The organism is Streptomyces sp. NBC_01197, assembly GCF_036010505.1.
Lineage (GTDB): Bacteria > Actinomycetota > Actinomycetes > Streptomycetales > Streptomycetaceae > Streptomyces.
In genome coordinates this window covers 5,234,170-5,259,201 of sequence record NZ_CP108569.1, presented here as the reverse complement: position 1 = coordinate 5,259,201, position 25,032 = coordinate 5,234,170, and the positions used below count along the sequence as shown (strand labels likewise).

24 protein-coding genes and 2 tRNA genes are annotated in these 25,032 nt (G+C 71.3%); 4 read left to right on the top strand and 22 right to left on the bottom strand.

Features of this window, described 5'->3' with window-relative positions; translation table 11 throughout:
* Positions 1-4: 4 nt before the first annotated feature.
* Entirely contained in the window at positions 5-271 is a 267-nt protein-coding gene (gene rpsT / locus OG452_RS24040) for a 30S ribosomal protein S20 (protein ID WP_164266334.1), read from the top strand.
* 328 nt (positions 272-599) lie between these two features.
* Here the strand turns inward: rpsT and holA are convergent, their stop codons facing one another.
* Positions 600-1,595 (bottom strand): DNA polymerase III subunit delta, encoded by a 996-nt coding sequence (holA, locus tag OG452_RS24035; protein ID WP_327297650.1) that lies wholly within the window; start codon positions 1,593-1,595, stop codon positions 600-602.
* Between the two features lie 115 nt (positions 1,596-1,710).
* Here holA and OG452_RS24030 point away from each other — a divergent pair, with 115 nt between their 5' ends.
* Positions 1,711-1,956, top strand: coding sequence for a hypothetical protein (locus OG452_RS24030; RefSeq protein ID WP_327297649.1), 246 nt, complete (start codon positions 1,711-1,713; stop codon positions 1,954-1,956).
* Between the two features lie 80 nt (positions 1,957-2,036).
* On the opposite strand, the gene OG452_RS24025 is transcribed toward OG452_RS24030, so the two are convergent.
* Together OG452_RS24025 and OG452_RS24020 are read right to left on the bottom strand one after the other, a co-directional pair.
* Positions 2,037-2,930 carry a YceI family protein gene (locus OG452_RS24025; protein ID WP_327297648.1) on the bottom strand — a complete coding sequence of 298 codons (894 nt, stop codon included), beginning with the start codon at positions 2,928-2,930 and terminating at the stop codon, positions 2,037-2,039.
* A 166-nt stretch (positions 2,931-3,096) separates the two neighbouring features.
* On the bottom strand, positions 3,097-3,927 hold the full coding sequence (locus tag OG452_RS24020; protein ID WP_327299753.1) for an arylamine N-acetyltransferase family protein: 831 nt from the start codon (positions 3,925-3,927) through the stop codon (positions 3,097-3,099).
* Between the two features lie 227 nt (positions 3,928-4,154).
* On the opposite strand from OG452_RS24020, the gene OG452_RS24015 reads away from it, so the two are divergent.
* The gene (locus tag OG452_RS24015) at positions 4,155-4,607 is read left to right on the top strand and encodes a pyridoxamine 5'-phosphate oxidase family protein (RefSeq protein WP_327297647.1); all 453 of its coding nucleotides are present in this window, start codon (positions 4,155-4,157) and stop codon (positions 4,605-4,607) included.
* Positions 4,608-4,705: 98 nt separating this feature from the next.
* On the opposite strand, the gene OG452_RS24010 is transcribed toward OG452_RS24015, so the two are convergent.
* From OG452_RS24010 to OG452_RS23945, 14 genes are all read right to left on the bottom strand, one after another.
* Positions 4,706-7,210: a ComEC/Rec2 family competence protein gene (locus OG452_RS24010; protein ID WP_327297646.1), complete on the bottom strand. Its 2,505-nt coding sequence runs from the start codon at positions 7,208-7,210 to the stop codon at positions 4,706-4,708.
* Positions 7,207-7,989 (bottom strand): helix-hairpin-helix domain-containing protein, encoded by a 783-nt coding sequence (locus tag OG452_RS24005; protein ID WP_405560999.1) that lies wholly within the window; start codon positions 7,987-7,989, stop codon positions 7,207-7,209. The genes OG452_RS24010 and OG452_RS24005 overlap by 4 nt, the downstream gene beginning before the upstream one ends.
* Positions 7,990-8,537: 548 nt before the next feature.
* Positions 8,538-9,383 (bottom strand): DegV family protein, encoded by an 846-nt coding sequence (locus OG452_RS24000; RefSeq protein WP_327297644.1) that lies wholly within the window; start codon positions 9,381-9,383, stop codon positions 8,538-8,540.
* 150 nt (positions 9,384-9,533) lie between these two features.
* Complete coding sequence (locus tag OG452_RS23995) at positions 9,534-10,295, bottom strand: hypothetical protein (RefSeq protein WP_327297643.1); 762 nt, start codon at positions 10,293-10,295, stop codon at positions 9,534-9,536.
* Between the two features lie 159 nt (positions 10,296-10,454).
* Entirely contained in the window at positions 10,455-13,370 is a 2,916-nt protein-coding gene (gene leuS / locus OG452_RS23990; protein WP_327297642.1) for a leucine--tRNA ligase, read from the bottom strand.
* A gap of 329 nt (positions 13,371-13,699) precedes the next feature.
* Positions 13,700-13,772 (bottom strand) — tRNA-Ala (locus OG452_RS23985).
* A gap of 85 nt (positions 13,773-13,857) precedes the next feature.
* Positions 13,858-14,091 carry a hypothetical protein gene (locus OG452_RS23980; RefSeq protein ID WP_018103228.1) on the bottom strand — a complete coding sequence of 78 codons (234 nt, stop codon included), beginning with the start codon at positions 14,089-14,091 and terminating at the stop codon, positions 13,858-13,860.
* Positions 14,092-14,426: 335 nt separating this feature from the next.
* A tRNA-Ala gene (locus tag OG452_RS23975) sits at positions 14,427-14,499 on the bottom strand.
* A 111-nt stretch (positions 14,500-14,610) separates the two neighbouring features.
* Positions 14,611-15,264 carry a histidine phosphatase family protein gene (locus tag OG452_RS23970; RefSeq protein WP_327299752.1) on the bottom strand — a complete coding sequence of 218 codons (654 nt, stop codon included), beginning with the start codon at positions 15,262-15,264 and terminating at the stop codon, positions 14,611-14,613.
* A complete protein-coding gene (rsfS, locus tag OG452_RS23965) occupies positions 15,261-15,731 on the bottom strand; it encodes a ribosome silencing factor (RefSeq protein ID WP_327297641.1) in 471 nt (156 codons plus the stop codon). The genes OG452_RS23970 and rsfS overlap by 4 nt, the downstream gene beginning before the upstream one ends.
* A 113-nt stretch (positions 15,732-15,844) precedes the next feature.
* Positions 15,845-17,545 carry an LCP family protein gene (locus OG452_RS23960; RefSeq protein WP_327297640.1) on the bottom strand — a complete coding sequence of 567 codons (1,701 nt, stop codon included), beginning with the start codon at positions 17,543-17,545 and terminating at the stop codon, positions 15,845-15,847.
* Between the two features lie 19 nt (positions 17,546-17,564).
* Positions 17,565-18,161: a nicotinate-nucleotide adenylyltransferase gene (gene nadD / locus OG452_RS23955; RefSeq protein WP_327297639.1), complete on the bottom strand. Its 597-nt coding sequence runs from the start codon at positions 18,159-18,161 to the stop codon at positions 17,565-17,567.
* Positions 18,162-18,207: 46 nt separating this feature from the next.
* Positions 18,208-18,369 carry a hypothetical protein gene (locus tag OG452_RS23950; RefSeq protein WP_327297638.1) on the bottom strand — a complete coding sequence of 54 codons (162 nt, stop codon included), beginning with the start codon at positions 18,367-18,369 and terminating at the stop codon, positions 18,208-18,210.
* 81 nt (positions 18,370-18,450) lie between these two features.
* Positions 18,451-18,594 (bottom strand): hypothetical protein, encoded by a 144-nt coding sequence (locus OG452_RS23945; RefSeq protein WP_203600251.1) that lies wholly within the window; start codon positions 18,592-18,594, stop codon positions 18,451-18,453.
* Positions 18,595-18,708: 114 nt separating this feature from the next.
* Between OG452_RS23945 and OG452_RS23940 the strand changes: the two genes are divergently transcribed.
* Entirely contained in the window at positions 18,709-19,857 is a 1,149-nt protein-coding gene (locus OG452_RS23940; protein ID WP_327297637.1) for a M48 family metallopeptidase, read from the top strand.
* 62 nt (positions 19,858-19,919) lie between these two features.
* On the opposite strand, the gene OG452_RS23935 is transcribed toward OG452_RS23940, so the two are convergent.
* From OG452_RS23935 to proB, 5 genes are all read right to left on the bottom strand, one after another.
* Positions 19,920-21,023 (bottom strand): SCO2583 family membrane protein, encoded by a 1,104-nt coding sequence (locus tag OG452_RS23935; RefSeq protein WP_327297636.1) that lies wholly within the window; start codon positions 21,021-21,023, stop codon positions 19,920-19,922.
* Positions 21,024-21,158: 135 nt separating this feature from the next.
* Positions 21,159-21,809 (bottom strand): SCO2584 family spore wall biosynthesis protein, encoded by a 651-nt coding sequence (locus OG452_RS23930; RefSeq protein WP_327297635.1) that lies wholly within the window; start codon positions 21,807-21,809, stop codon positions 21,159-21,161.
* Between the two features lie 65 nt (positions 21,810-21,874).
* Positions 21,875-23,158, bottom strand: coding sequence for a glutamate-5-semialdehyde dehydrogenase (locus tag OG452_RS23925; protein ID WP_327297634.1), 1,284 nt, complete (start codon positions 23,156-23,158; stop codon positions 21,875-21,877).
* A 104-nt stretch (positions 23,159-23,262) separates the two neighbouring features.
* Positions 23,263-23,745, bottom strand: a complete 483-nt coding sequence (locus OG452_RS23920) for a hypothetical protein (RefSeq protein WP_327297633.1) — start codon at positions 23,743-23,745, stop codon at positions 23,263-23,265.
* A gap of 155 nt (positions 23,746-23,900) precedes the next feature.
* Positions 23,901-25,028, bottom strand: coding sequence for a glutamate 5-kinase (gene proB / locus OG452_RS23915; protein ID WP_327297632.1), 1,128 nt, complete (start codon positions 25,026-25,028; stop codon positions 23,901-23,903).
* Positions 25,029-25,032 lie beyond the last annotated feature (4 nt).

Sequence of the window (25,032 nt, the reverse complement as noted above, 5' to 3'; positions counted from 1 at the left end):
TTTCGTGGCGAACATCAAGTCCCAGATCAAGCGGAACAAGACCAACGAGAAGGCGCGCCTGCGCAACAAGGCCGTCAAGTCGTCGCTCAAGACCGCGATCCGCAAGTCCCGTGAGGCCGCTGCCGCGGGCGACGTCGAGAAGGCCACCGCGGCCGCTCGGCTGGCCTCGCAGCAGCTCGACAAGGCCGTCAGCAAGGGCGTCATCCACAAGAACTCCGCGGCCAACAAGAAGTCGGCGATCGCCAAGCGCGTTGCCGGTCTCTCCGCCTGAAGCTGACCGATCCGGTCCGTCCTCGCGGCTGACTGCTTTCGGGTGACTTCTCTCGTGTGACTCCGACTTACGGGGCTCTCTCCGAGCCCCAGCCCGACCCCGTCGTCCCGGGCCCAGCGGCCCCTCTACCGCTCCGGTACGACACCCCGCGCCGCACACGGCCTGCGTTCGCCACGCGGGTGCGGCGCACCAACGCTTGAGCCGAGGCCCTGCCCTCGTCCTTCCCCAGGACGGAGGCGGGGCCTTCGGCATGTACGGGGGCGTCACGCACGGGGGGCAGGTCCGGGGCCGTCATTCCGTGGGCGTCAGGACATGTCCCGAGCGGCCGTCAGTGCCGCATCCGGGCCGCCCGCGCCACCGTGACCACAGCACGCTCCAGCTCGTACTCCGGGTCGTCGCCGCCCCCCTTGACCCCGGCGTCCGCCTCCGCGACGGCGCGCAGCGCGACCGCCACCCCGTCCGGTGTCCAGCCGCGCATCTGCTGTCGCACCCGGTCGATCTTCCACGGCGGCATGCCCAGCTCACGGGCGAGATCGGCCGGGCGCCCGCCGCGCGCCGACGAGAGCTTGCCGATGGCCCGGACGCCCTGTGCCAGGGCGCTGGTGATCAGCACGGGGGCGACCCCGGTCGACAGCGACCAGCGCAGCGCCTCCAGCGCGTCGGCCGCGCGCCCTTCGACGGCCCGGTCGGCGATCGTGAAGCTGGAGGCCTCGGCGCGCCCCGTGTAGTACCGCCCGACGACCGCCTCGTCGATCGTGCCCTCGACGTCCGCGACGAGCTGGGAGACCGCGCTCGCGAGCTCCCGCAGATCGCTGCCGATGGAGTCGACCAGTGCCTGGCACGCCTCGGGGGTCGCGGAACGGCCCAGGGCCCGGAACTCCGACCGTACGAAGGAGAGCCGCTCAGCCGGTTTGGTCGTCTTCGGGCAGGCGATCTCGCGGGCGCCGGCCTTGCGCGCGGCGTCCAGCAGGCCCTTGCCCTTGGCGCCCCCGGCGTGGAGGAGCACCAGGGTGATCTCCTCGGCCGGGGCACCGAGGTAGTCCTTGACGTCCTTGATCGTGTCGGCTGAGAGGTCCTGTGCGTTCCGCACGATGACGACCTTGCGCTCCGCGAAGAGCGAGGGGCTGGTCAGCTCGGCGAGGGTGCCCGGCTGAAGCTGGTCGGACGTGAGATCGCGGACGTCGGTGTCGGCGTCGGCCGCGCGGGCGGCGGCGACCACCTGCTGGACGGCACGGTCGAGCAGCAGATCCTCCTGCCCCACGGCGAGGGTGAGTGGCACGAGCGGGTTGTCTGCGGAGTTCTGCTGACTCTGTTTCCGGATCATCGCGGTCCAGCATCCCACGCGGCACTGACAGCGCCGAGGTGGTCCCGGAGCCGTGGAAGCCGCGGAGCTGCCCGCCGGTCTCACCGCCGGTCCTGACGTGCCGGAGAATGGCCCGGTGAGCGATGTGAGACACGTACTGGTGCTGCCCGACCGCGACACCGCCGAGGAGGTGGCCGGGGAGGTCGCCGAGCGCTTCGGGGTGGCCTATGAGCCCCAGCTCGTCCGGGACGCGCTGGCCGGGGAGGACGACGCCGAGGACGCGCAGTGGCTGGTCGTCGTCGAGGATCCGCAGGAGCGGCTGGATCCCGGGACGCTGGATGCGTTCGCTGCCGAGTACGACGGGTGGCTGGAGGCGCCTTGAGTCACCGGAGACGCCTCAGTTACTGGAGGCGCCTCGGCGGAGGCGGACCGACGCCGGGACGGGTGGCGGGGCTCCGCCGCTCAGTCGGCCTTCTTCTTCACGATCTGGACGTCCAGGTCGATGGTGATGCTGTTGCCGACCACCGCGATACCGCGCGCCAGCATGGTCTGCCAGCGCACGGTGAAGTCGTCACGGTGCAGTTCGGTGGTGGCGCGGCAGGCGGCGCGCACCTCGCCCTCCATGCCGTTGCCGATGCCCAGGTACTGCGTGTCGAGCGTGACGGTGCGGCTGACGCCGTGCAGGGTGAGCGCGCCTGTCACTCCCCAGCGGCTGCCGCCGCGGTGCACGAAGCGCTCGCTGTAGAACTCCATGACCGGGAAGCGCGCCACATCGAGGAAGTCCTCCGAGCGCAGATGGTCGTCACGCATCTGGACGTTGGTGTCGATGGACGCCGCGTCGATGATGACGTGCATCGCGGACTGCTCCATGTGGTCCGCGATCCTGACCGCACCGGCGAAGGTGTTGAACCGGCCGTGGATACGGGCCAGTCCGATATGGCGGGCGGTGAAACTGATCTGCGAGTGCATCGGCTCGATCTCCCACTCGCCCGGTTCCGGCAGCGAGGGGGGCTGGGCGACCTGGAGCGTGAGGTCTCCCAGGCCGGAGTGGCCGCCCTCGGTGACGGTGGCGCTGCCGTGGAAGGGGGTGAACCCCTCGGCGGTGACGGCCAGTCGGTACTCGCCCGGCGGGACGGTGGCGAACACGGAGCCGTACGGATCGGTCTCGCCGCCGACAGTTCTGCGGCCCATGGTGTCCGTGAGGACGAACTCCGCATGCTGGACAGGCTCGTTGACGGGGTCGAGCACCCGGCAGCTGAGCATGCCCGCGTGCGCGGGCAACGTCAGTCCGCCAAGGGGGCCGCCACTGCGTCCTGCACCGGTCTGGGACCGGTTACCAAACCAACGCCTGAACACTTCTGCAGAACCCCCGCGCATCACGCCGGCCTTCGGTCGCACGCACGCTCGGACGCCATCGTCGGGGCGGCGACCCGCTGACGAATATGTATTCGATCACTGTTGGCCCGTTCTGGGCAAACGGCGCTGGTCCTGGGGGTTGGCGAGCAGCTGTCACGAGTTGTGCTTACTCAGAGGTAAAGCCCCTTGGTGTCGGCACCCGGTCGAATTCCAGCCCGAAGTGGTCGCGGTATCCCGCGAGCACGGCCGCGTCGCTTCCGAGGTCCTGCTCGTGCCGCTCGCCGCCCACGGTGGTGATCAGCCTGCTGCCGCTGAGTGTGATCCGGCCGTGGCCGCCGAGCCGCGTGCAGACGAGCGACCGGGTGAAGTGGGAGGCAGGCGAGGTCCGGTGGTACCAGGCCGCCGCCTCGAAGTCGGCCAGCTCGCGCGGGCGCTGCTCCAGCCGGTACTGCGGCTTTCCGTCGCGTACGACATCGAGGTCGCCGTCGGCCGCGCTCGCGATCCGGAACATGCCCCCGGGGTCCTGCTGGCCGCCCCGCGCGCCGAACACCAGCGGGTGATGGCTGAGATCACCGAACCCGACATCGGCGAGCCAGGGCCCGGCACCGTCGGCCGTCCCAACCCGCAGGGCGAGATGGTCGTACGGGATGCCGAGACCGCCGTCCGCGCCGTGCACCCGGGCCTGGAGCAGCGACACGTGGAAGCCCAGAGCCCGCAGCAACGCCGCGAAGGCGCCGTTGAGTTCGTAGCAGATACCGCCACGCCGGGCACCGACGATCTTGTCGATGAGCGGGGCGTCGGCGAGCACGATGTCCTCGCCACGGTGGATGGAGAGGTTCTCGAACGGCACTGTCCTCAGATGCCGCAGCTGCAACTCACGGAGAGCCGCCGAGTCCGGCGCGGCGGGACGGCTGGACCCGATACGCCGGAGGTACGCGGCCACCCACGCGGGCTCCGCCGACGGGTCCACCGGCCCGCCGTGCGGCGATGCGTCCATCGGGACCTCCGGCGGGGTCTCGGGCGGATTCTCCGGCCGTCTGTCCATGGAGGCAGTCTCACTCCGGGTACGGACTCACGCCAATCAAGCGCCGACGCCCTGCCCGGAAAAGACCTGCCCGGAGATCGGCTCGGGAGACCTGCTCGCAGGCCTCGGTGGCCTAGGCCCATACACCTAGGACCGCAGCACGATTCCCCGGTGGCCGTGCACCACTAGCGTGGTTGGCCATGACGCCCCAGGAACCGGCGCGCAGCCGGACGCAGCGACGGCAGGACACCCTCGACCGGCTGGAACACGACGTCGACTGCTGGGTGGCCACGGCCGCCGCGGACGGCGAACCGTGCCTCGTGCCCCTGTCGTTCGTGTGGCACGAGAACGGCGTGGTGGTCTGTACCCGGCGCACCAACCCGACCGGGGCCAACCTGGTGCGCGACGGACGCGCCAGGATCACGCTCGGCCACACCCGGGACGTTGTGCTCATCGAGGGCGAGGGCGAACTGCTGACGGACAGCAGCCGCACCACGGCGGCCGACGCCTTCGCGGCGAAGCTCACCTGGGACCCGCGCGACGAGAAGGGGTACGTGTATCTGCGCATCGCCCCGAAGACGGTCCAGGCCTGGCGCGAGGTGAACGAGATCGCCGGACGCGACCTGATGCGAGACGGCACCTGGCTCGACTGAGCGTCTCCGGTACGCGCCGCCTGGGCTCGCCGGTGGGGCCGGTGTCGCGGCGGGGCCCGGTGTCGCGGCGGTGGGCCCGGTGTCGCAGCGGCCCGGGGTCACCGGCCCGCCGGTATCGCCCGCAGCGTGGGCCCCGTCCCCGTCACCGCGATGGAGCCGTCCGTGTCCGTGCGCAGCACTGTGGCCCCGCCCGCCCGGAGCGACGCGACCGTACGCGGTGCCGGGTGGCCGTACGGGTTGTCCTCACCGCAAGAGATGAGGGCGAGCCGGGGACGCAGCGCACGCAGCAGTGCCGGGTCCTGGTAGGCGGAGCCGTGGTGCGCCACCTTGAGCACATCCACCGGCGGGAGCGCCGGGTAGGCCCGCAACAGGGCCTGCTGGGCGGGTGGTTCGAGATCGCCCGGCAGCAGCAGGGTCAGCCCCGCGGTGCGGACCAGCAGGGTGACACTGGCGTCGTTCGGCCCGTCGGCGACGGGCACCGGCGCTGCGGGCGGCCACAGCACCTGCCAGCTCAGATTTCCGATACGGCGCTGCTCCCCCGGTCCCGCCCTGACGAGAGGAACCCGCGCCGCCGCTGCCTCCCGTCGTACGGACGCGCTCTGGTCCGGTGGGTCCTGGAGATTCGTCGTCTCGATCGCCCCGACCGTCCGGCCGCGCAGCACGCCGGGCAGACCGGCTACGTGATCGGCGTGGAAGTGGGTGAGGAGGAGCAGCGGGACGCGGGTCACGCCGAGGGCCCGGAGGCAGCGGTCGACGAGGCGCGGGTCGGGGCCCGTGTCGATCACGACGGCCGCCCCCGCGCCGGTCGCGAGCACCGTCGCGTCGCCCTGTCCCACGTCGCACATCGCGTACTTCCACCCGGGCGGCGGCCAGCCCGTGAGGACCCGGGTGAGCGGAGCCGGCCGGACGACCATGAGCAGCAGCAGGAGGAAGCAGGCCGCGATGACCCACGGGTGGCGGTGCACTCTGCGGGCGGCCACCGCGAGGACGGCGGTGACCGCTGCGAGCAGCAGCGCGCCGGGCCATCCGCCGGGCCAGTCGATCTCCGCGCCCGGCAGCGCGGCGCCCCGGCGGGCGACGGCCGCGATCCAGCCGGCCGGCCACCCGGCACAGTGGGCCAGCACGGTGGCGGCCGCGCCCCATAGCGGAGCCACACCGAGTGCGGCGAAGCCGAGGACTGTCGCGGGCCCCACCGCGAGCTCGGCGAGAAGATTGCAGGGGATGGCCACCAGCCCGACACGGGAGGCCAGCAGAACGATCACGGGCGCGCACACCGCCTGTGCCGCGGCTGCGGCAGCGACGACCTCGGCGAGCCTCGGCGGCACCCCGCGCCGACGCAGTGCGGCGCTCCAGCGCGGGCCGACCGTGAGCAGGGCGCCGGTGGCGAGGACGGAGAGCAGGAAGCCGTAACTGCGGGCCAGCCAGGGGTCGTACAACACCAGCAGCAGGACGGCGGCGGCCAGCGCGGGGACCAGCGATCTGCGGCGGCCGGTGCCGATCGCGAGCAGGGTGACCAGCCCGCAGGCAGCAGCTCGCAGCACGCTCGGGTCCGGTCTGCACACGATCACGAAGGCCAGTGTGAGAGCCCCGCCCAGCACGGCCGTCGTCCGCAGCGGGATCCCGAGCCGTGGCGCGAGTCCGCCTCTCTCCGCCCGCAGCGCGGTGCCCGGCGGCCCGATCAGCAGAGCCAGGACCAGGGTGAGGTTACTGCCGGACACCGCGAGCAGGTGGGTGAGATCGGTGGTCCTGAAGGCGTCGGACAGGTCGGGCGGGACCCGGGAGGTGTCACCCACCACCAGCCCCGGGAGCAGCGCCCGTGCGTCCGGAGCGAGCCCTTCGCTCGCTTCGCGCAGTCCGGCGCGCAGGTGCCCCGCCAGACGCTGCACTCCGGTCGGCGCACCGATGACCTGAGGCGGCCGGTCGCCTTCGGCACTGAGCACGGCCGCGATGCGGTGGTCATCGGAGAGCGGCGGTTGCGGGCGGGCGCTCAGCCGCAGCCGTGTGGTCGGCAGCAGCCGTTGCCACTCGGCGGAGTGGGCGATCACCAGGACCGGCGTGCGGACGGTGGACGTCGTACCGTCCGGGGCCCGCACCAGGGTCACATCGGCGTCCAGGACGACGGACGCGCGAGTCGCGTGATCGCCACGGATCCGGGGGCGCGTGGGGCGGGGATCGGATGTGACGGTCAACTCCACTGTGACCCGGGCGGACTGACGCGCCAGCTCGGGTACGGGCCCGCGCCGGACGTCGGCCGCGTTCAGCCCGCCGGACGCGGCGCCGGCGGCGGCGCACAACAGAGCGGCGGCCACCGCTGTCGTATTCAGCCGCCGTCCCGGTCGGCCGGGTCCCCCTACCGCCGCACCACTCCCGAGCCGCCGTGCCGGTGCCCGCGCCAATGCCACTGCCATCACCACCGCCGCTGTACCGAGACAGACCGCGGTGGCGCAGAAGGCCCACCACCCCGGTACCGCGACGGACAGGGCCGCCGCAGCCCAGGCCGCCAGGGCGGGCGCCACCAGCCGCAGGTCGGCAGGGCCCTCCTGACGGGGATCGGCCGCGCCGAGCCGATGGCCGGACGCCGCATGAACTGCCGCGCGCGTCATGGGCGTACGAGGGGCTGGAGGTCGGAGAAACGCCGGTCGCCGATGCCGGTGACCTGCCGGAGCTCATCAATGGATGTGAATCCGCCGTGCTCCGTGCGGTAGTCGATGATGTGCTGCGCCAGTACCGGGCCGACGCCGGGCAGTGTGTCCAACTGCTCTACGGTGGCGCTGCTGAGGCTGACCGGTCCTGTGGTGGACGGGGCGGGGGCGCCGGGTCCGCCCGTACCGCCGCCGGCGCCTCCCGCTGCGGTGCCCGCCGGTAGTGGCGGGCCACCGACCACCACCTGTTCGCCGTCCGTGAGCACGCGTGCCTGATTGAGCCCGGAGGTGTCCGTGCCGTCCTTCACCCCGCCCGCCGCCCGTAACGCGTCGGTCACCCTCGATCCGGCGGGCAGCCGCTGGATTCCGGGCCGCCGGACCTTGCCGCTCACATCGACGACGATCCACGCGGCGGCTGCCCCCGGATGTGCGGGACCCGCACCCGGCGGCAGCGGTCCCGCGGACAGCGGCGGTCCCTGGGACGGGTGAGCCCCGAACGACGGCTGCTCCTCGCCGGCGGTCCGTGGTCCGGCGGTCGGCAGGCCCGCGCTGACCACGGCCGGCGCCGGGACGGAACGTGGGCGCCCCGCCCAGAAGTGCTGGGCGGCGAGAACCGCTGCCGCGACGAGTACGACCGCGAGAGCGGCGAGCGTCCGGGGCGTCAGCCCGCAGCGCGCCTGTACCCAGAGAGGCAGCCGCTCCCGCAGGGCCTCCCCCGCACGGGACGCCACCGCGCCCATACGGCTGGGACCCGGCGCAGCACTGCTGGACGCACCACCAAGTGGCACCTCCCTGCCCGGCGCGCCACCACCCAGCGCACCACCACGCGGCCGACTGCCCTCATCCACCGGTTCCGGCGCAACTGACTCACTGGCTCGGGCGGTCACATTCACCGGAGCCACCGGATCAACTGACTGCGCCGGGAAGAGCGACGCGGCGCGAAGGCGCAGCGCCGTAACCCGCACCGTCCGCGTATGCCTGAGCCGGTTACGGCGGCGCGAGCCGGTGTAGCGGGTGCGGCCGTCCGATGCCGGGGTGCGGCCGGGACCGCTGGTCGCGGAACGTGACGTGAGCGTGCGGGAAGTCATGCCACGAGACAGTAGAGAGACGGGCACAACCTTGCTGATCAAGGTAAATTCCGGTGGAAACACCGGGACTTGTGGATAACCCGGCCACCCGAACGAGCGCCTCCGTTTCGACAGGGCCGCTCATCAGTGCCGCTCATCAGAGCCGCCCCCAGCAGGGCCGCCCGGCAGACTCCACTCAGCAGAGCCGCCCGCCGGATCACTCAGCGGGGCGAGACCACCACACCGAGCAGCCCAGGGCCGGTGTGCGCGCCGATGACCGCGCCCACCTCACTGACGTGCAGATCCACAAGCCCGGGAACCCGTTCCCGCAGCCGCTCGGCGAGCGCGGCGGCCCTCTCGGGTGCCGCCAGATGGTGCACCGCGATGTCCACCTCCCCGTCCCCCGCCCGGTCGGCGGCGATCTCCTCCAGCCGGGCGATCGCCTTCGAGGCCGTCCGTACCTTCTCCAGCATCTCGATACGGCCACCGTCGAGTCGCAGCAGCGGCTTCACCGCGAGGGCCGACCCGAGCAGGGCCTGTGCGGCGCCGATCCGGCCTCCGCGACGCAGATAGTCCAGGGTGTCCACGTAGAAGTACGCGGACATCCCCCCGGCACACTTCTCCGCGGCCGCCACCGCCTCGTCCAGCGAGCCGCCAGACCCCGCCGCCCCAGCAGCCGAGAGCGCGCAGAAGCCGAGGGCCATGGCGACCATGCCGGTGTCGACCACGCGCACCGGAACGGGTGCGTCCCGCGCCGCCAGCACGGCGGCGTCGTACGTACCGGAGAACTCGGACGACAGATGGAGCGAGACGATTCCGCTCGCACCAGCGTCGGCTGCCGCACGGTAGGTGGCGGCGAACACCTCCGGGCCGGGACGGGACGTGGTCACCGATCGCCGCTTCTGCAGGGCCAGCGCCAGAGCTCGGGCCGAGGTCTCCGTACCGTCCTCCAGAGCGCGGTCCCCGAGGACCACGGTCAGTGGCACCGCTGTGATGTTGTGGAGCGCCAACGTCTGCTGCGGCAGGTAGGCCGTGGAATCGGTCACGATCGCGACATGGCGGGACATGAGCCGGAGATTACCCGCAGGCGCGGGGACCCGGCAGTGCGACCCCTCGTCAGCGGAACCGGGCGTACCGGCGGAACCGGCCAGGCTCCCGCCCGCCCCCGCACCTGTGCCTGCGCCCGGTCCCGTGCCCGAGGTCGATTCGACGGACACTCAGGTGGTGCTCTCCGGGCGCGCGGCCTTCTGCCATGGATAACGCTGCTGCCGGTTCGGGTCCCTGCCGGTGATCGCGTCGGGCCCTGCCTGAGATCCGGCCCGGGGTCCGGCGTCACTCCCGTCGGCGTCGCCGGCTCCCTCATCCGCCGACGAACCGGAACCCGCCGCCTCCGACCGCCTCTGCGACCGCCCCTGCGGATGCCCGTCGGCCGCCGGTGTCGTCCAGTGCCGCAGCGCCCCCGCCTCCACATCGATCTGCTCGTTCAGCGCGATCAGATCGTCGTCGGCGAACTTCCGCGCCCGGTCCCGGGCCGCCCAGCGCAGCGCGTCCGCCGAGTGCGTGATCTGCTCCGTACGCTCCCGGAGAGCCGGCAGCCGCTGCCCGAGCCCGGTCTTGTCCGGCTCCCGCTCCAGCCGCCGCAGCTCCGCGTCCAGCTCCAGGCCGTGCGCGCTGAGCCGCTCGAAGAGACCCAGCGTCTCGCGCAACGACTCGTCCTCGGCCACGCCCGCGTGCAGGGCGTCCTGAGTGGCCCGCATCGACGTGCGCAGCGAGAGCCTCAGCTGCGCCAGCTCGCCGGCGGCGCCCGGCTGTCCGTAACTCTTCGCGCGCAGCGCGGTGTCCTCGACGGACCGCCGGGCCTGCGAGATCGTCCGGTCCACGCTCCGCCTCGCGGCTCCCACCACCTTGACCGCCGCGTACGCCCCCACGCCGAGGAAGACGAGGAAAAGCAGCACCAGGATCAGGATCACGGCTTCCATGGAGCGTCCCTCGGTTGTCGGACTCGGTACCTCCACGGTAAACGGAAAGGGCAGGCCGAGGGTTCCATCAGAACCCCCAACCTGCCCGTAGGGGAAACCCCAGGGATTTCCCGTCCCGATCGGTCCCGATCAACTTCGATCAGGTCCAATCAACCCCGATCAGGCCGGAACGATGTTCACCAGCTTCGGCGCCCGCACGATCACCTTGCGGATCCCGGCACCGCCCAGCGCCGCGACCACACCCGGGTCCGTCAGCGCCAACTTCTCCAGGTCCTCGTCCGAGATCGACGGGGAGATCTCCAGCCGTGCCTTGACCTTTCCCTTGACCTGGACGACGCACGTCACGGTCTCGTCCACGACAAACGCCGGGTCCGCCACCGGGAAGTCCTGGTGCACCACGCACTCGGTGTGCCCCAGCCTGCGCCACAGCTCCTCGGCGATGTGCGGCGCCAGCGGCGCGACCAGCAGAACCAGCTGCTCGGCCACCGTGCGCGGCACCGGGCCGCCCGCCTTGGTCAGGTAGTTGTTCAGCTCGGTGACCTTGGCGATGGCGGTGTTGAACCGCAGCCCCGCCATGTCGTGGCCGACGCCGTCGATCGCCTTGTGCAGCGCGCGCAGCGTCTCCTCACCGGGCTCGGCGTCGGTGACAGCGGCCTCGCCGGTCTCCTCGTCCACGACGTTGCGCCACAGCCGCTGCAGCAGCCGGTACTGGCCGACCACCGCACGGGTGTCCCACGGCCGGGAGACGTCCAGCGGGCCCATGGCCATCTCGTACAGGCGCAGGGTGTCCGCGCCGTACTCCGCGCAGATCTCGTCCGGAGTGACCGCGTTCTTCAGGGACTTGCCCATCTTGCCCAGGACGCGGCTGACCTTCTCGCCCTCGAACCAGAACGCGCCGTCCCGCTCCTCGACCTCGGCGGCGGGCACCGCGATCCCGCGGCTGTCGCGGTAGACGAACGCCTGGATCATGCCCTGGTTGTACAGCTTGTGGAACGGCTCGACCGACGAGATGTGCCCCAGGTCGAACAGCACCTTGGACCAGAACCGCGCGTACAGCAGATGCAGTACGGCGTGCTCGGCGCCGCCGACGTACAGGTCGACTCCACCGTGCGGCTGGCCCTCGCGCGGGCCCATCCAGTACTGCTCGATGGCCGGGTCGACCAGCTTCTCGCTGTTGTGCGGGTCCAGGTAGCGCAGCTCGTACCAGCAGGAACCGGCCCAGTTCGGCATGGTGTTGGTCTCGCGGCGGTACTTCCTGACACCGTCGCCCAGCCCCAGGTCCAGCTCGACATTGACCCAGTCCTCGTTGCGGGACAGCGGGGTCTCGGGCGAGGTGTCCGCGTCATCCGCCCCGAAGGTGCGCGGCGAGTAGTCGTCCACCTCGGGCAGTTCCAGCGGCAGCATCGACTCGGGCAGCGGGTGCGCGATGCCGTCCTCGTCGTAGACGATCGGGAACGGCTCGCCCCAGTAGCGCTGGCGGCTGAACAGCCAGTCGCGCAGCCGGAAGTTGACCGTGCCCTCGCCTGCGCCGCGCGCGGCCAGCCACTCGGTGATCCGCTCCTTGGCTTCGGCGACGCCCAGGCCGTCCAGGGAGATGCCGTCGTGGGTGGAGTTGACCAGCTTCGCGTCGTACGAGGCGAAGGCGTCGTCCCAGGTGGAGGGGTCGGTGCCGCGGTCGTCGGACGGTTCCACGACGCAGCGCATCGGCAGCTCGAAGGCGCGCGCGAAGGCGAAGTCACGGCTGTCGTGCGCCGGGACGGCCATGATCGCGCCGGTGCCGTACCCCATCAGCACGTAGTCGGCGATGAAGACCGGGACCTGGTCGCCGCTGACCGGATTGACCGCGTACACGCCGGTGAAGACGCCGGTCTTCTCCTTGGCGTCGGCCTGCCGCTCGACGTCGGACTTGGACGCGGCGAAGGCGCGGTACGCGGCGACGGCCTCGGCCGGGGTCGCGTGCCCGCCGGTCCAGACGTCATGTGTGCCCTCGGGCCAGGCGTCCGGGATGATCGGCTTCTCGCCGGAGATCAGCTCGTGCTCGGGCGCCAGCACCATGTACGTCGCGCCGAACAGGGTGTCCTGGCGGGTGGTGAAGACCGTGATCGGACGGGACTCGCCGCCGACCGCGAAGTCCACCCGGGCGCCCTCGGAGCGGCCGATCCAGTTCCGCTGCTGCAGCTTGATCGCTTCGGGCCAGTCCAGCGCGTCCAGGTCGGACAGCAGCCGGTCCGCGTAAGCGGTGATGCGCATGTTCCACTGGCGCAGCTTCGCCTTGAAGACGGGGAAGTTGCCGCGCTCGGAGCGGCCGTCGGCGGTCACTTCCTCGTTCGCCAGGACGGTGCCCAGGCCGGGGCACCAGTTGACCGGGGCGTCCGACGCGTACGCCAGCCGGTACTCGCTCAGCAGGTCGGCGCGGGCCACCGCGTCCAGCGCGCTCCACGCACGGCCGTCGGGGACCGGGCGCTCACCGCTCTCGAACTGGGCGGCCAGTTCGGCGATCGGGCGGGCCTTCTGCGCGTCCTGGTCGTACCAGGAGTTGAAGATCTGCAGGAAGATCCACTGGGTCCACTTGTAATACTCGGGGTCGATCGTCGCGAACGACCTGCGCTTGTCGTGGCCCAGTCCCAGCCTGCGCAGCTGGGCCTTCATGTTCTCCATGTTGGCCTCGGTGGAGGCCCGCGGATGGGTGCCGGTCTGTACGGCGAACTGCTCGGCCGGCAGCCCGAAGGCGTCGAAGCCCAGGGTGTGCAGGACGTTGTGGCCGGTCATGCGCTGATGCCTGGCGTAGACGTCCGTGGCGATATAGCCCAACGGGTGGCCGACGTGCAGGCCGGTGCCCGAGGGGTACGGGAACATGTCCATGATGAACTTCTTGGGCCTGGCCGCCATGGCCGGGTCGCCCGCCAGGTCGCCCGTGGGGTTCGGTGCGTCGTACGTGCCGTCGGCGTCCCAGAAGTCCTGCCAGCGTGCCTCGATGTCGGCGGCCATGGCAGCCGTGTAGCGGTGCGCCGCGGCCACCTCGGATGAGGGCCCTCCCGCGCTTGCGGCAGCGGGGGAAGAATTCGTCTCGGTCATGATCCTCAAAGCTCCATCGGTCGTCTCTGCCCGCGATCCTCATGGCTGTGGTGCCTGTGGCACCAAACGAAAAAGCCCCTCGCACAGGAGGGGACGCCGCGCTGATGCCGACCGGGGACACTTCATCGGTCGGGACTGATCAGCGCGGCTCACTAAGCAGGAGGCGTACGGCACGCATGGCGTCAGGGTACCGCAGGCACCGTACGGCCCGCGCGGACACCTGGCTGCGCGGAGCGGGGCGAGCGTCTGAGTTTGCCGTACGCACACACGGAAGCGGGCCATCCGATCCGGATGACCCGCTTCTGCCGACCTCGTATGAGGTCTCACTGTGGAGCTAAGGAGAATTGAACTCCTGACCTCCTGCATGCCATGCAGGCGCTCTACCAACTGAGCTATAGCCCCGTACTGTCCGCCGTGCTGCGGGGTCACCCCCTCGGCTCCGCCAACATTACCGGTACCCCGTTGCTCCGCCAAATCCGTTCCGCGGTCAGGCGGTGGCGAAGGAGTAGAACCGCTTGAGCGTGCAGTGCTCCTCCAGGAGCCGGCCGTAGATCGGCTCCCCCTCCAGCTCACGGTAGGTCTCGATCGGGTCGCCTTTTATGATCAGCGCCCGCGCGCACTCCTCGCACCAGTACTGGTAGTCGGCGTTGACCGGATCCATGTCCCTGACGATGGGCGTACCACTGCCGCACCAGTCGCATTTCCTCCTGTGTGCACCCATCAGTCAGCTCCAGCTGTGGCCGCGGGGCGGGCAGTCGGGACGGGCCGGACGGACGGAAGGCGAGGGGCAGTTGAGCGGGTCCCCGCAGTGGAGGCGAGTGCGGGCCTTCGCCCCGTCGGCCAGGGCGTGAACACGATCGAGCATGCTCGCGGGCATCGCGCTCTCCCCCTCCCTCAGGGCCGGTGTCCCTCCGGCGCTCCGATTCTGCCATGGCCCCGCAAGAGGGGCAGCGACGTCGGGCGGACGGACAAACGGGGCCAGGCGGGCGGACGAAAAATCCCGCCCCCTGCTGGGGACGGGATTTCTCCTTGCTCCGAATCCGGAGCTTCCGACTGTGGAGCTAAGGAGAATTGAACTCCTGACCTCCTGCATGCCATGCAGGCGCTCTACCAACTGAGCTATAGCCCCGCTGTTCGCTTCGCTCGCTGCGTTCTCTGCGTCCTGCGGCGCGAACAAGAAGAACTTTAGCCTGCGACCAGCCGGAAAGTGAAATCCGTCCGGACGCCCCGCGCGAGGTGCTCAGTCGTCGTCGCCGAGGACCGGCTCGGGGAGGGTCCCGGCGTTGTGCTCCAGCAGCCGCCAGCCGCGGGCGCCCTCGCCCAGCACCGACCAGCAGCAGTTGGAGAGCCCGCCCAGGCTCTCCCAGTGGCGCGACTCCAGACCGAGGAGCCGGCCGATGGTGGTGCGGATGGTGCCGCCGTGGCTGACGACGACGAGCGTCCCGTCGTCGGGCAGCGCGTCGGCATGGCCGAGGACCACCGGGGCGGCCCGGTCCGCGACCTCGGACTCCAGTTCGCCGCCGCCCCGCCGCACGGGCTCGCCGCGCTTCCACGCCGCGTACTGCTCGCCGAAGCGGGCCATGATCTCGTCGTGCGTGAGCCCCTGCCAGCTGCCCGCGTACGTCTCGCGCAGGGCGGCGTCGTACGTGACGTCCTGACCGGTCACGGACCCGAGCTCACGGGCGGTGGTCGCCGCCCGGCTGAGGTCGGATGCCACGATCGCGTCGGGCTTCATCGAGGCCAGCAGCCGGGCGGCCCGGCGCGCCTGGCCGACACCGGTCTCGGTCAGCTCGATGTCCGTGGAGCCCTGGAAGCGGCGCTCCACGTTCCAGGCGGTCTGGCCGTGCCGCCAGAGAACGATGCGGCGGCCACGGCCGCCCTTGGTGCCGTTCAGTGCAGCTCACCGTCCAGGTCGGCGTCCGTTCCGGCGTCGGGGCCGTCGTAGCCCTCGATGCCATTGAGCCTGGCGTGCTCCTCGCCCTTCCCGCGGGTCTTGACCGCGTCCTCGGGCAGGTCGATCTCGGGGCAGTCCTTCCAGAGGCGCTCCAGCGCGTAGTAGACGCGCTCCTCGCTGTGCTGGACGTGGACGACGATGTCGACGTAGTCGAGGAGGATCCAGCGGGCGTCGCGGTCGCCCTCCCGGCGCACCGGCTTGGCGCCGAGCTGCTTGTTCAGCCGCTCCTCGATCTCGTCGACGATCGACTTGACCTGACGGTCGTTGGGCGCCGAAGCGAGCAGGAAGGCGTCGGTGATCGACAGCACATCGCTGACGTCGTACGCGGTGATGTCATGCGCGAGCCGGTCGGCGGCCGCCTGAGCGGCGGCGTTGATGAGCTCGATGGAACGGTCCGTGGCGGTCACTGGCAGGCTTTCGTCGGCGGTCGTGGAGTACCCAAGGGTCTCACGGACCGCCGACGGTCCCGCAATTCCTATGAACGCCCACCGGCTGACAGTCTCTTTTGCGGCCTCAGACCTCAGGTGACCTTGTAGTCCTGTCCCAGCACCACGGTGACGTCCGCGTTCGCGGCGGCCTTGCCCTTGTGGACCGATCCGGCCGGCAGGCCAAGCGTCTTCGCCACTTCGTCCGCCTTGGCCTTCTGGGCCGGGTCACCATAGCTGACCTGCGACGACGCGGTGGCGCTCGCGGTTCCGCCGACCGCGACCGAGTAGCCGCCGTTGACAAGGGCGATCCTGGCGCTCTCCGTCGCGGCCGGCCGGCCGCTGGCGTTGCTGATCCCCACGCTCACGGCCCCGCCCTGGTCGGACACCTTCACCGAACCGCCGAGGACGTCCTTGACCACACTTGCGCTCGTCTGCGGACTGACCGTGCCGTCGCTCCGCACGGGGAGCAGCTCCGTGCTGTAGTCGCCCTTCTTGGCGTGTGCGGCGAGTTTGGCCAGGGACGCGCCCAGGTCCTTGTCGGTCATGGACGGGTCCAGGATCTGCGCCAGGTTCTTCACGGTGGCCGTCGCGGCCTGCGGATCGTCCGAGATCTTCTTCAGGACGCCCTGCATGACCTGCCCGAAGCGGTCCAGCTGCTTCGCCTCGGGCTCGCCGGGCGCGCGGTAGGTGGAGTACGCGACGGCCATCTGACCGCTGAGCGTCTGGTCCTTGCCCCGGTGCACCAGCGGCTCGGCGCCCTTTTTGGTGTCCGGTACGTCGATGTCGGTGTCGACGTCGATATTGCCGACCATCTCGACCAGGTTCTCCAGATACGGGGTGTCGAGCCGCCAGGTGCCGCCGATCTTGGCCCCGAGGAGGGTGTCCAGCGCGTCCCTGGTGCCGTCCGAGCCGTCGTCGTCCACGGACTTGCCGAGCGTGGTCGTCGTGCCGTCATCGTTCGACACGGCAAGGGAGTTGGGCAGCAGGAGCGTGGTGCCCTTGCCGGTGGTGACGTTGTCGACGAGCAGCGCGGTCGATGTGCCGCCGCTCTTCGTGTTGTGCAGATGCACCACGATCGCGTTGCGCTGCTGCGCCCCGGAGGCCGTGGCGCTGCCGCCGCCCGATCCGGAGACCCCGGGCAGCTTGCCCGCGTACCAGAGATAGCCGACACCGCCCACGACGACGAGCGCCAGCACCACGACCAGTGACACGACGCGGGTACGTCCCCGGCGCCTGGCCTCCTCGCGCCGCTCGGTGCGGCTCTCGGTGAACTTCAGCCAGTCGATGACGTCTTCGGAGTCCTCGTCGGGCTCCTCGATGAAGGAGAACTGCTCGGTCTTGTACTCACCGTCGCCCGGTGCGGGACGGCGCTGACCGGGAACGGCCGGCTGCGGCTGCTCGGACTGCCGCGGCGCCTGGCTCCGGGAGGGCTGGGCCTGCGGTGCCTGGCTCTGCTGCGGGATCCACTGCTGGGCGGTGTCCACCGCGGGCTGCTGCCCGGTCTGCCCGGTGTCGTAGTCGTAACCCTGGCCCTGGCCCTGACCCTGATACGGCGCGGGCGGGGGCTGCTGCGCGTACGGGTCGTATCCGTACCCCGGGGCCTGCTGGTACTGCCGGCCGTACGGGTCGTACTGCTGCTCAGGGTGCTGGGGCTGCTGGGGCTGGTGTTGCTGCTGATCCTGCTGCGGCTGCACCTGCTGGTACACCGGCTGCCCGTACTCGTCGTACCCGACGAGCTGCATCGGCTGCCCGTACTGGTCGTACTGGACGTACGGGTTCTGTCGGTCGTTCAACGGTGCCCCTCTCCGCGGCTCATTCGCCGCGGTACAGCTGGCGCTTGTCGATGTAGCGCACCACACCGTCCGGAACCAGATACCAGACCGGGTCGCCCTGCCCGACCCGGGCGCGGCAGTCGGTCGACGAGATCGCCAGGGCGGGCACCTCCACCAGGGAGACACCGCCCTCGGGCAGGCCGTCGTCCGTCAGGACATGGCCCGGCCTGGTCACGCCGATGAAGTGGGAGAGCGCGAACAGCTCTTCGGCGTTCCGCCAGGTGAGGATCTGGGAGAGAGCGTCGGCACCGGTGATGAAGAAGAGATCCGCGTCGACGTTGAGGTCGCGCAGGTCCCGCAGGGTGTCGATGGTGTACGTCGGCCCGCCGCGGTCGATGTCGATGCGGCTGACCGAGAACTGCGGGTTGGACGCGGTCGCGATGACAGTCATCAGGTAGCGGTCCTCGGCCGGTGAGACGGCCCTGTGACTCTTCTGCCATGGCTGCCCGGTCGGTACGAACACGACCTCGTCCAGCTGGAACTGAGCAGCCACCTCACTGGCGGCCACCAGGTGCCCGTGGTGGATCGGGTCGAATGTCCCGCCCATCACGCCGAGACGCCTCTTCTGCTCTCCCATGCGTGCAGACCCTACTGGGCCGCCACCTACCCGCCCGCGCCCCGGGTCAGCGGTCGCGGTTGAAGCGGGTGGTGATCCACAGCAGCAGCAGGAGCGCGAAGAGCGCACCGCCACCGGTGAGGTACGGGCTGAGGCTTTCGTGGTTACCGCCGTGGCCGCTCTCGGAGGCGAGAGTGGCGAGGCCGGCAGTGGTGCTGTGGAGGCTCATGGTCAGCAGGACCTATCCGGGAGTCGGAGCGGGGACTTCGCCGACATCGTATGCGGGCCCGCTGGGCACGCTCACGCCGACTCAGTCGTTGTCGCGATATCCGCGCAGGAGAAACCAGGCGAGCAGGACAGCCCCGACAAGCAGGACGACGAGCAGGACCCGCAAGGTGTCGCCCGGCCCCTGCTGGTTCGTGGCAGCGGCGAGCAGTGTGGTCGCGTCCGGCATGACGGGTGCGCTCCTTCTCGTGTAGGACCCCCGCCACACGGTAGCCCCACCGCATACGCTGGGGCGCGCCAGGGGGACGAGCAGAGCTCGAAGACGGAAGGCAGGGGGACATTCATGACAGACAGCGGTCACGAGAGCGGTCACGGGAACAGTCACGAGAACGTGCCGGGCAGGAAGCGCAGGCGCTTCGAGGGCATCTCCTCACGGGCGTACGAGCATCCGGCGGACCGGTCGGCCCTGGTGGCGCTGCGCAAGCTCACCGGTTTCGACACCGTCCTCAAGGCACTCAGCGGACTGCTGCCCGAGCGGAGCCTGCGCCTCCTCTTCCTCTCCGACTCGGTGCGGGTGAGCGACGCCCAGTTCGCGCACCTCAACGTCATACTGCGCGACGCCTGTTACATCCTGGACCTGGAGAAGGTCCCCGCCATGTACGTCACGCAGAATCCCCGGCCCAACGCCATGTGCATCGGTCTGGAGGAGCCGATCATCGTGGTCACCACGGGTCTTGTCGAGCTCCTCGACGAGGAGGAGATGCGCGCGGTCGTCGGCCATGAGGCAGGGCACGCGCTCTCCGGCCACGCGGTGTACCGCACGATCCTGCTCTTCCTCACGAGCATCGCGCTGAAGGTCGCCTGGATCCCGCTGGGCAATGTGGCGATCATGGCGCTGGTGACGGGGCTGCGCGAGTGGTTCCGCAAGTCGGAGCTGTCCGCGGACCGGGCGGGGCTCCTCGTGGGCCAGGACCTCCGGGCGTCGATGCGCGGCCTGATGAAGATCGCCGGGGGCAACCATCTTCACGAGATGAACGTCGACGCGTTCCTGGAGCAGGCCGAGGAGTACGAGGCCGGCGGCGACCTGCGCGACTCGGTGCTCAAGATCATGAACGTGCTGCCGCGCAGCCACCCGTTCACCACCGTGCGCGCCGCCGAGCTGAAGAAGTGGGCGGAGAGCCGGGACTTCCAGCGGATCATGGACGGGCACTACCCCCGGCGCGACGAGGACAAGGACGCGTCGGTGGGCGAGTCCTTCCGCGAGTCCGCGTCGCACTACGCCGACACGGTACGTACCAGCAAGGACCCGCTGATGAAGCTGGTGGGCGACATCGCGGGCGGCGCCGGCGACCTGGGCGGGAAGCTGCGCGGGAAGTTCACCGGCGGCGGAGCGGGCGGTGCCGGGGGCGGAGCCGGGAAGGGCGGGCAGGGCGCGGACGGCAGCGCCGGCGACGGCCCTGCCCGTGGTACCGAAGGACCGCTTGCGGACTGATTGCAGCGTCCGGACCCGGGGCAGCCCGTCCGGATCATGCCCGGTGGCCCGCGAAGTCCGGCCTAATCCGAACCCAGGGCCTTGGCGGTGAGCGTCCCGCACAGTGCGGTGGCCTGCTGCCCGGTGGCGTACGGATCGGTGCCGGCCGGGCCGCCGTCGGCCGCGTGCTGCCCCGCGAGCAGCGGGCGCAGCCGGTTCGCCGCGTCGGCCGTGCAGCTCTGCGGCCCGGCCTGCACATCGGCGACGGTCACCTGCGCCTGGTGCAGCCGCAGATCCTCGGCGCCGAAGCGGAAGTGGACCTCGCGGCGGACGGTGAAGAGCGAGGCACCGTCCGCCTTCGCGGGTCCGGTCGTCGCGGGTCCGGCCTTCCCGCCCCGGGGGGCGGCCGGCCTGAGCGCGTAGACGAAGGTGTGGTCTGCGGTCACCTCCAGCGTCCGGTCTGCGGCCTCCGCGTACCGCAGCACGCCCGACACCCGCACATCGGAGCCGGCCAGCGCCACCTGCGCGGGGTCGAAGCGCACCAGCCAGCCGGTCGCCGCGTGGCTGCCGTCCGCCGATGGCGCGGCCAGGCTCCGGTCGAACTGCGGATACTGCTCCGGGGCGACCAGGTCCCTGACCCCCTCCGCGGAGCCGCCCATCAGCACGGTGGGTTCCAGCGAGGACGCGACGACGTACTCCCTGGCGATCTTCAGCGCCGCCAGTACCTCGCTGTACGCGAAGTGCGCGGTACTCCGGGCCCCGGGCGGGTTCACCCCGGAGGCGCCGGTACGGAACTGGGCGGCCGGGCTGTGCGCGAAGAGCCAGGCGGGTGTCCCGCCCGGCACGGCGCCTCGCGGCGCCAGCGGGATCACCGTGGTGCGTAACGGTTCGGCGCGGGTGACCTGTGGCGCCCGGTACGGGTGGTGGACGCCCATGAAGACCGCGGTACCGAAGGCCAGCACCAGCAGCGCCAGTGCGACGAGCAGGCGTACGAGGCCTCTGCCGGGCCATCCTGAGCGGCTGCGGACGGCCCGGGCGTGCCGGCCCATCCGCTCCTGCGCGGAGAACTCCTGGAGCCGCGCAGCCCTGATGAACGATTCGTCGAAGACGACGGACCGGTACTCGTCCTCGCCACCGCTGGGCAGGCCCTCGGGTGTCCCCTCGGGTGGCTCATCGCGCCCCGCCATACTTTGAGAGTAGGTCGCGGCGAGGCTGCGTAAACGCCCCGGTACGGGACATCTTCCGAGCCGGCTGGGACACCGCCCGCGCGTGGCGGCGCGGCAGCCGTGGCCGGAGGCGGGTCCGGGCCGCGGGCGCCGCGGTCAGGGCGTGCGCGGAAGCGCGGCGGCGGGCGGGGCCGAATGGTCGAGCGAGCGGCCCGCCGAGTGGCCCGCCGGAACCGATGACGACGGGGACGGCCGGGTGACGCCCACGCCGCCCTGCACAGCGCCGACCCCGGTCGTCACCGGCGCGGGCACCTGGTCCTGCCGACTGGCCGACGCTCCCCGGTAGACCGCGGCGAAGGCCAGGGCCACCATGCCGATCCCCATGACGAGGGCCAGCAACCAGGCCACCGGCCGGTGCCAGCGCGCCCGGCCGCGGTACGGGCGCAGCGCGCCGCCGTGCGGGCCGTAGGGGCCGTCTGTGCCGTCGTCGGGCCCCGTGCCGTACTCCCCGGCGCCGCCCGGCCCGTACAGCAGGCCGTGGTCCGCGGCGTTCTCGCCGAGGAACTCGTCGTACTCGTCGAAGTCCTCGCCTCCGGGGCCGCCCGCCCGCGCCCTGGCGGCCTCGGCCTCGGCGCGCGCCTCGGCGGCGGCCAGCAGCCGCTCGACCGCGGTCGGTTCGTGGATGGTGGCGGCCCTGACGAAGTCCTCGCCGAAGACCACGGAGGCGAAGTCCTCGTCCGCTCCTCCGCGGTCGTCGTCAGGCTCCCAGCCGTCCTGGAACGGCCTGCCCCCCACGTCGTCCGGCACGGAATCAGAGTAGACCCGGCGGGTGGTTTTGGGCAGGGAGAGTGCGAAGTCGACCGGTCAGTGGGTCACCGAATGTGACCGTCCCCTGTCACGATGTACTTGGTAGAGGTCAGCTCGGGCAGTCCCATCGGCCCCCGGGCGTGCAGCTTCTGTGTGGAGATACCGATCTCGGCGCCGAATCCGAACTGACCGCCGTCGGTGAACCGGGTGGACGCGTTGACAGCCACCGTCGTGGAATCGACCAGCTGGGTGAAACGGCGGGCCGCGGCCTGCGAGGTGGTGACGATCGCCTCGGTGTGGCCGGAAGTCCACAGTCTGATGTGCGCGACGGCCGCGTCCAGCGAGTCGACGACGGCGGCCGCGATGTCGTACGAGAGGTACTCGGCCTCCCAGTCGTCCGCGGTCGCCTCGACGACGGTCGCCTCCGTCCCCGCGGCGTACCCGAGCACCCGCTCGTCGCCGTGCACGGTCACGCCGGCCTCGCCGAGCGCGTCGAGCGCCTTCGGCAGGAACGCGTCCGCGATGTCCCGGTGGACCAGGAGCGTCTCGGCCGCGTTGCAGACGGATGGCCGCTGGGCCTTGGAGTTGACGAGGATGGCGACGGCCATGTCGATGTCGGCCTGCGCGTCCACGTACACATGGCAGTTGCCGGTGCCGGTCTCGATGACCGGGACGGTGGACTGCTCGACGACTGTACGGATCAGGGACGCGCCACCGCGCGGGATCAGCACGTCGACCATGCCGCGGGCGCGCATCAGCTCCCGTACGGACTCACGGGACTCCCCCGGCACGAGCTGGACGGCGTCGGCCGGCAGCCCGGAGCCCCCGACCGCGTCGCGCAGCACCCGCACGAGCGCGGTGTTGGAGGCGTACGCGGAGGCCGAGCCGCGCAACAGCACCGCGTTGCCCGACTTCAGGCAGAGCGCGGCGGCGTCCACGGTCACATTGGGCCTGGCCTCGTAGATGATCCCGACAACGCCGAGCGGCACCCGCACCTGGCGCAGATCGATGCCGTTGGGCAGCGTCGAGCCCCGTACGACCTCGCCGACGGGGTCGGGCAGCGCCGCGACGTCCCGTACGTCACCGGCGATGGCACGGATGCGCTCGGGGGTGAGGGTGAGGCGGTCGATGACCGTCTCGGCGGTACCGGCGGCCCTGGCCTTCGCGACATCCTCGGCGTTGGCCTCGACGATCTCGGACGTACGCACTTCGAGCGCGTCGGCGATGGCCAGCAGCGCGTCGTCCTTGGCCGCGCGCGGCAGTGGCGCGAGACCGGCCGCGGCGGCGCGGGACCGGTAGGCGGCCTGGATGACCGGGGACTGGTCGGAGAGCGGGGAGAGCGAGGTCATGCCCGCAGACTAATGCGCGGCCTGCGGGCGTCCGTCCGCGATCCCACGCTCCGAGACGGCCGGGCCGCTCGGGCAGCTCCCCGGGGTGTGCCCGCGGGGGCTGATCAGTACGGGTGCACCCCTACGGGCGCCGCGGGCGGTGGACCGTATCCCTCGGCTATCCGCAGGTGGTAGGTCTCGCGGTCGATGACCTCCAGGCCGACGATCTCCCAGGGCGGCAGCTGCGACGTGGAGCGGTGCTCGCCCCAGAGCCGCAGGGCCACCGCTGCGGCGTCGTGCAGATCCCGTGCCTCCTCCCAGTAGCGGATCTCCGCGTGGTCGTCGGCGTACCGGCTGGTCAGCAGGAAGGGGTGGTCGTGCGCGAGCTGTTCGAGACCACGTCTGACCTCCTTGAGCGGGGCGGGACGGCCCGAGACGCTCAGGGTGATGTGCCACAGCTTGGACAGGACGGCTTCCTCCGGGGGCTGCTGCGGCCGGTGCTCCCCGTCCGCTTCCGGGCCTTCCTCGAAGGCGGCCCCCGCGCCGACACTCGTCAGGGTCCGCTCCCCGGTTCCTCGGGGCGATGCCCCGGGACGGGCTCGTCTCACCGGCGGCCTCCTGTGTGCGATGCGGCGTCTGCCCCGCGGTGACGGGCCGGGCAGCGGTCGGGAGCGGGCTCCCGGGACAAAGTTGACCAGCCCGGCGCCCGGCGCGTGACGGTTTTCCGGAAGGTCCCTGCTGAAAGGCTGGTGTTTCAGCCGTTTCAGGGGGCCATGACCACGAGATCGTCCCTGTGTACGACTTCCCGCTCGTAGGCCGGACCGAGTTCCCGGGCCAGTTCCCGGGTGGAGCGGCCGAGTAGCTGGGGGAGCTCCTTGGCGTCGAAGTTCACCAGACCGCGGGCGACGGTGCGGCCCGCGGTGTCCCGCAGCTCCACCGGGTCCCCGGCGCTGAACTCGCCCTCGACGGCGGCGATTCCGGCGGGCAGCAGCGAGGAGTTCCGCTCCACGACCGCCCGCACCGCGCCGTCGTCCAGGGTGAGCGCGCCGCGTGGGGTCGACGCGTGCTGGAGCCAGAGCAGCCGGTCGGCCGAGCGGCGGCCGGTGCGGTGGAAGTACGTACCGGTGTCCCGGCCCGCGAGGGCGTCGGCGGCGCGCGATGCCGAGGTCAGCACCACCGGGACGGAGGCCGCGGCGGCGATCCTGGCCGCCTCGACCTTGGTGACCATGCCGCCGGTGCCGACGCCGGCCTTGCCGGCCGAGCCGATGGAGACGTGCGCGATGTCGGCGGGACCTGCCACCTCGGCGATCCGGCGGGTGTCCGGCCTGGCCGGGTCCCCGTCGTACAGGCCGTCGACGTCCGAGAGCAGGACGAGCAGGTCGGCCCGGACGAGATGGGCCACGAGAGCGGCCAGCCGGTCGTTGTCACCGAAGCGGATCTCGTCCGTGGCCACCGTGTCGTTCTCGTTGACGACCGGCAGGGCGCCCATGGCGAGGAGCTGGTCCAGGGTGCGGTAGGCGTTGCGGTAGTGGGCCCGGCGGCTGGTGTCGTCGGAGGTCAGCAGCACCTGGCCGACCCGGACGCCGTAGCGGGCGAAGGACGCGGTGTACCGGGCGACCAGCAGCCCCTGGCCGACGCTGGCGGCGGCCTGCTGCCTGGCCAGGTCCTTGGGGCGGCGGACCAGGCCGAGCGGGGCGAGTCCGGCGGCGATGGCGCCGCTGGAGACGAGCACGATCTCCTTCTCGCCGCCACTCCTGACCTTGGCGAGTACGTCGACGAGGGCGTCCACCCGGTCCGCGTCGAGGCCGCCGGCCGCGGTCGTGAGGGAGGAGGACCCGACCTTCACGACGATCCTGCGGGCTTCCGTTACGAGTTGCCTTGCCTCTGTCACACGG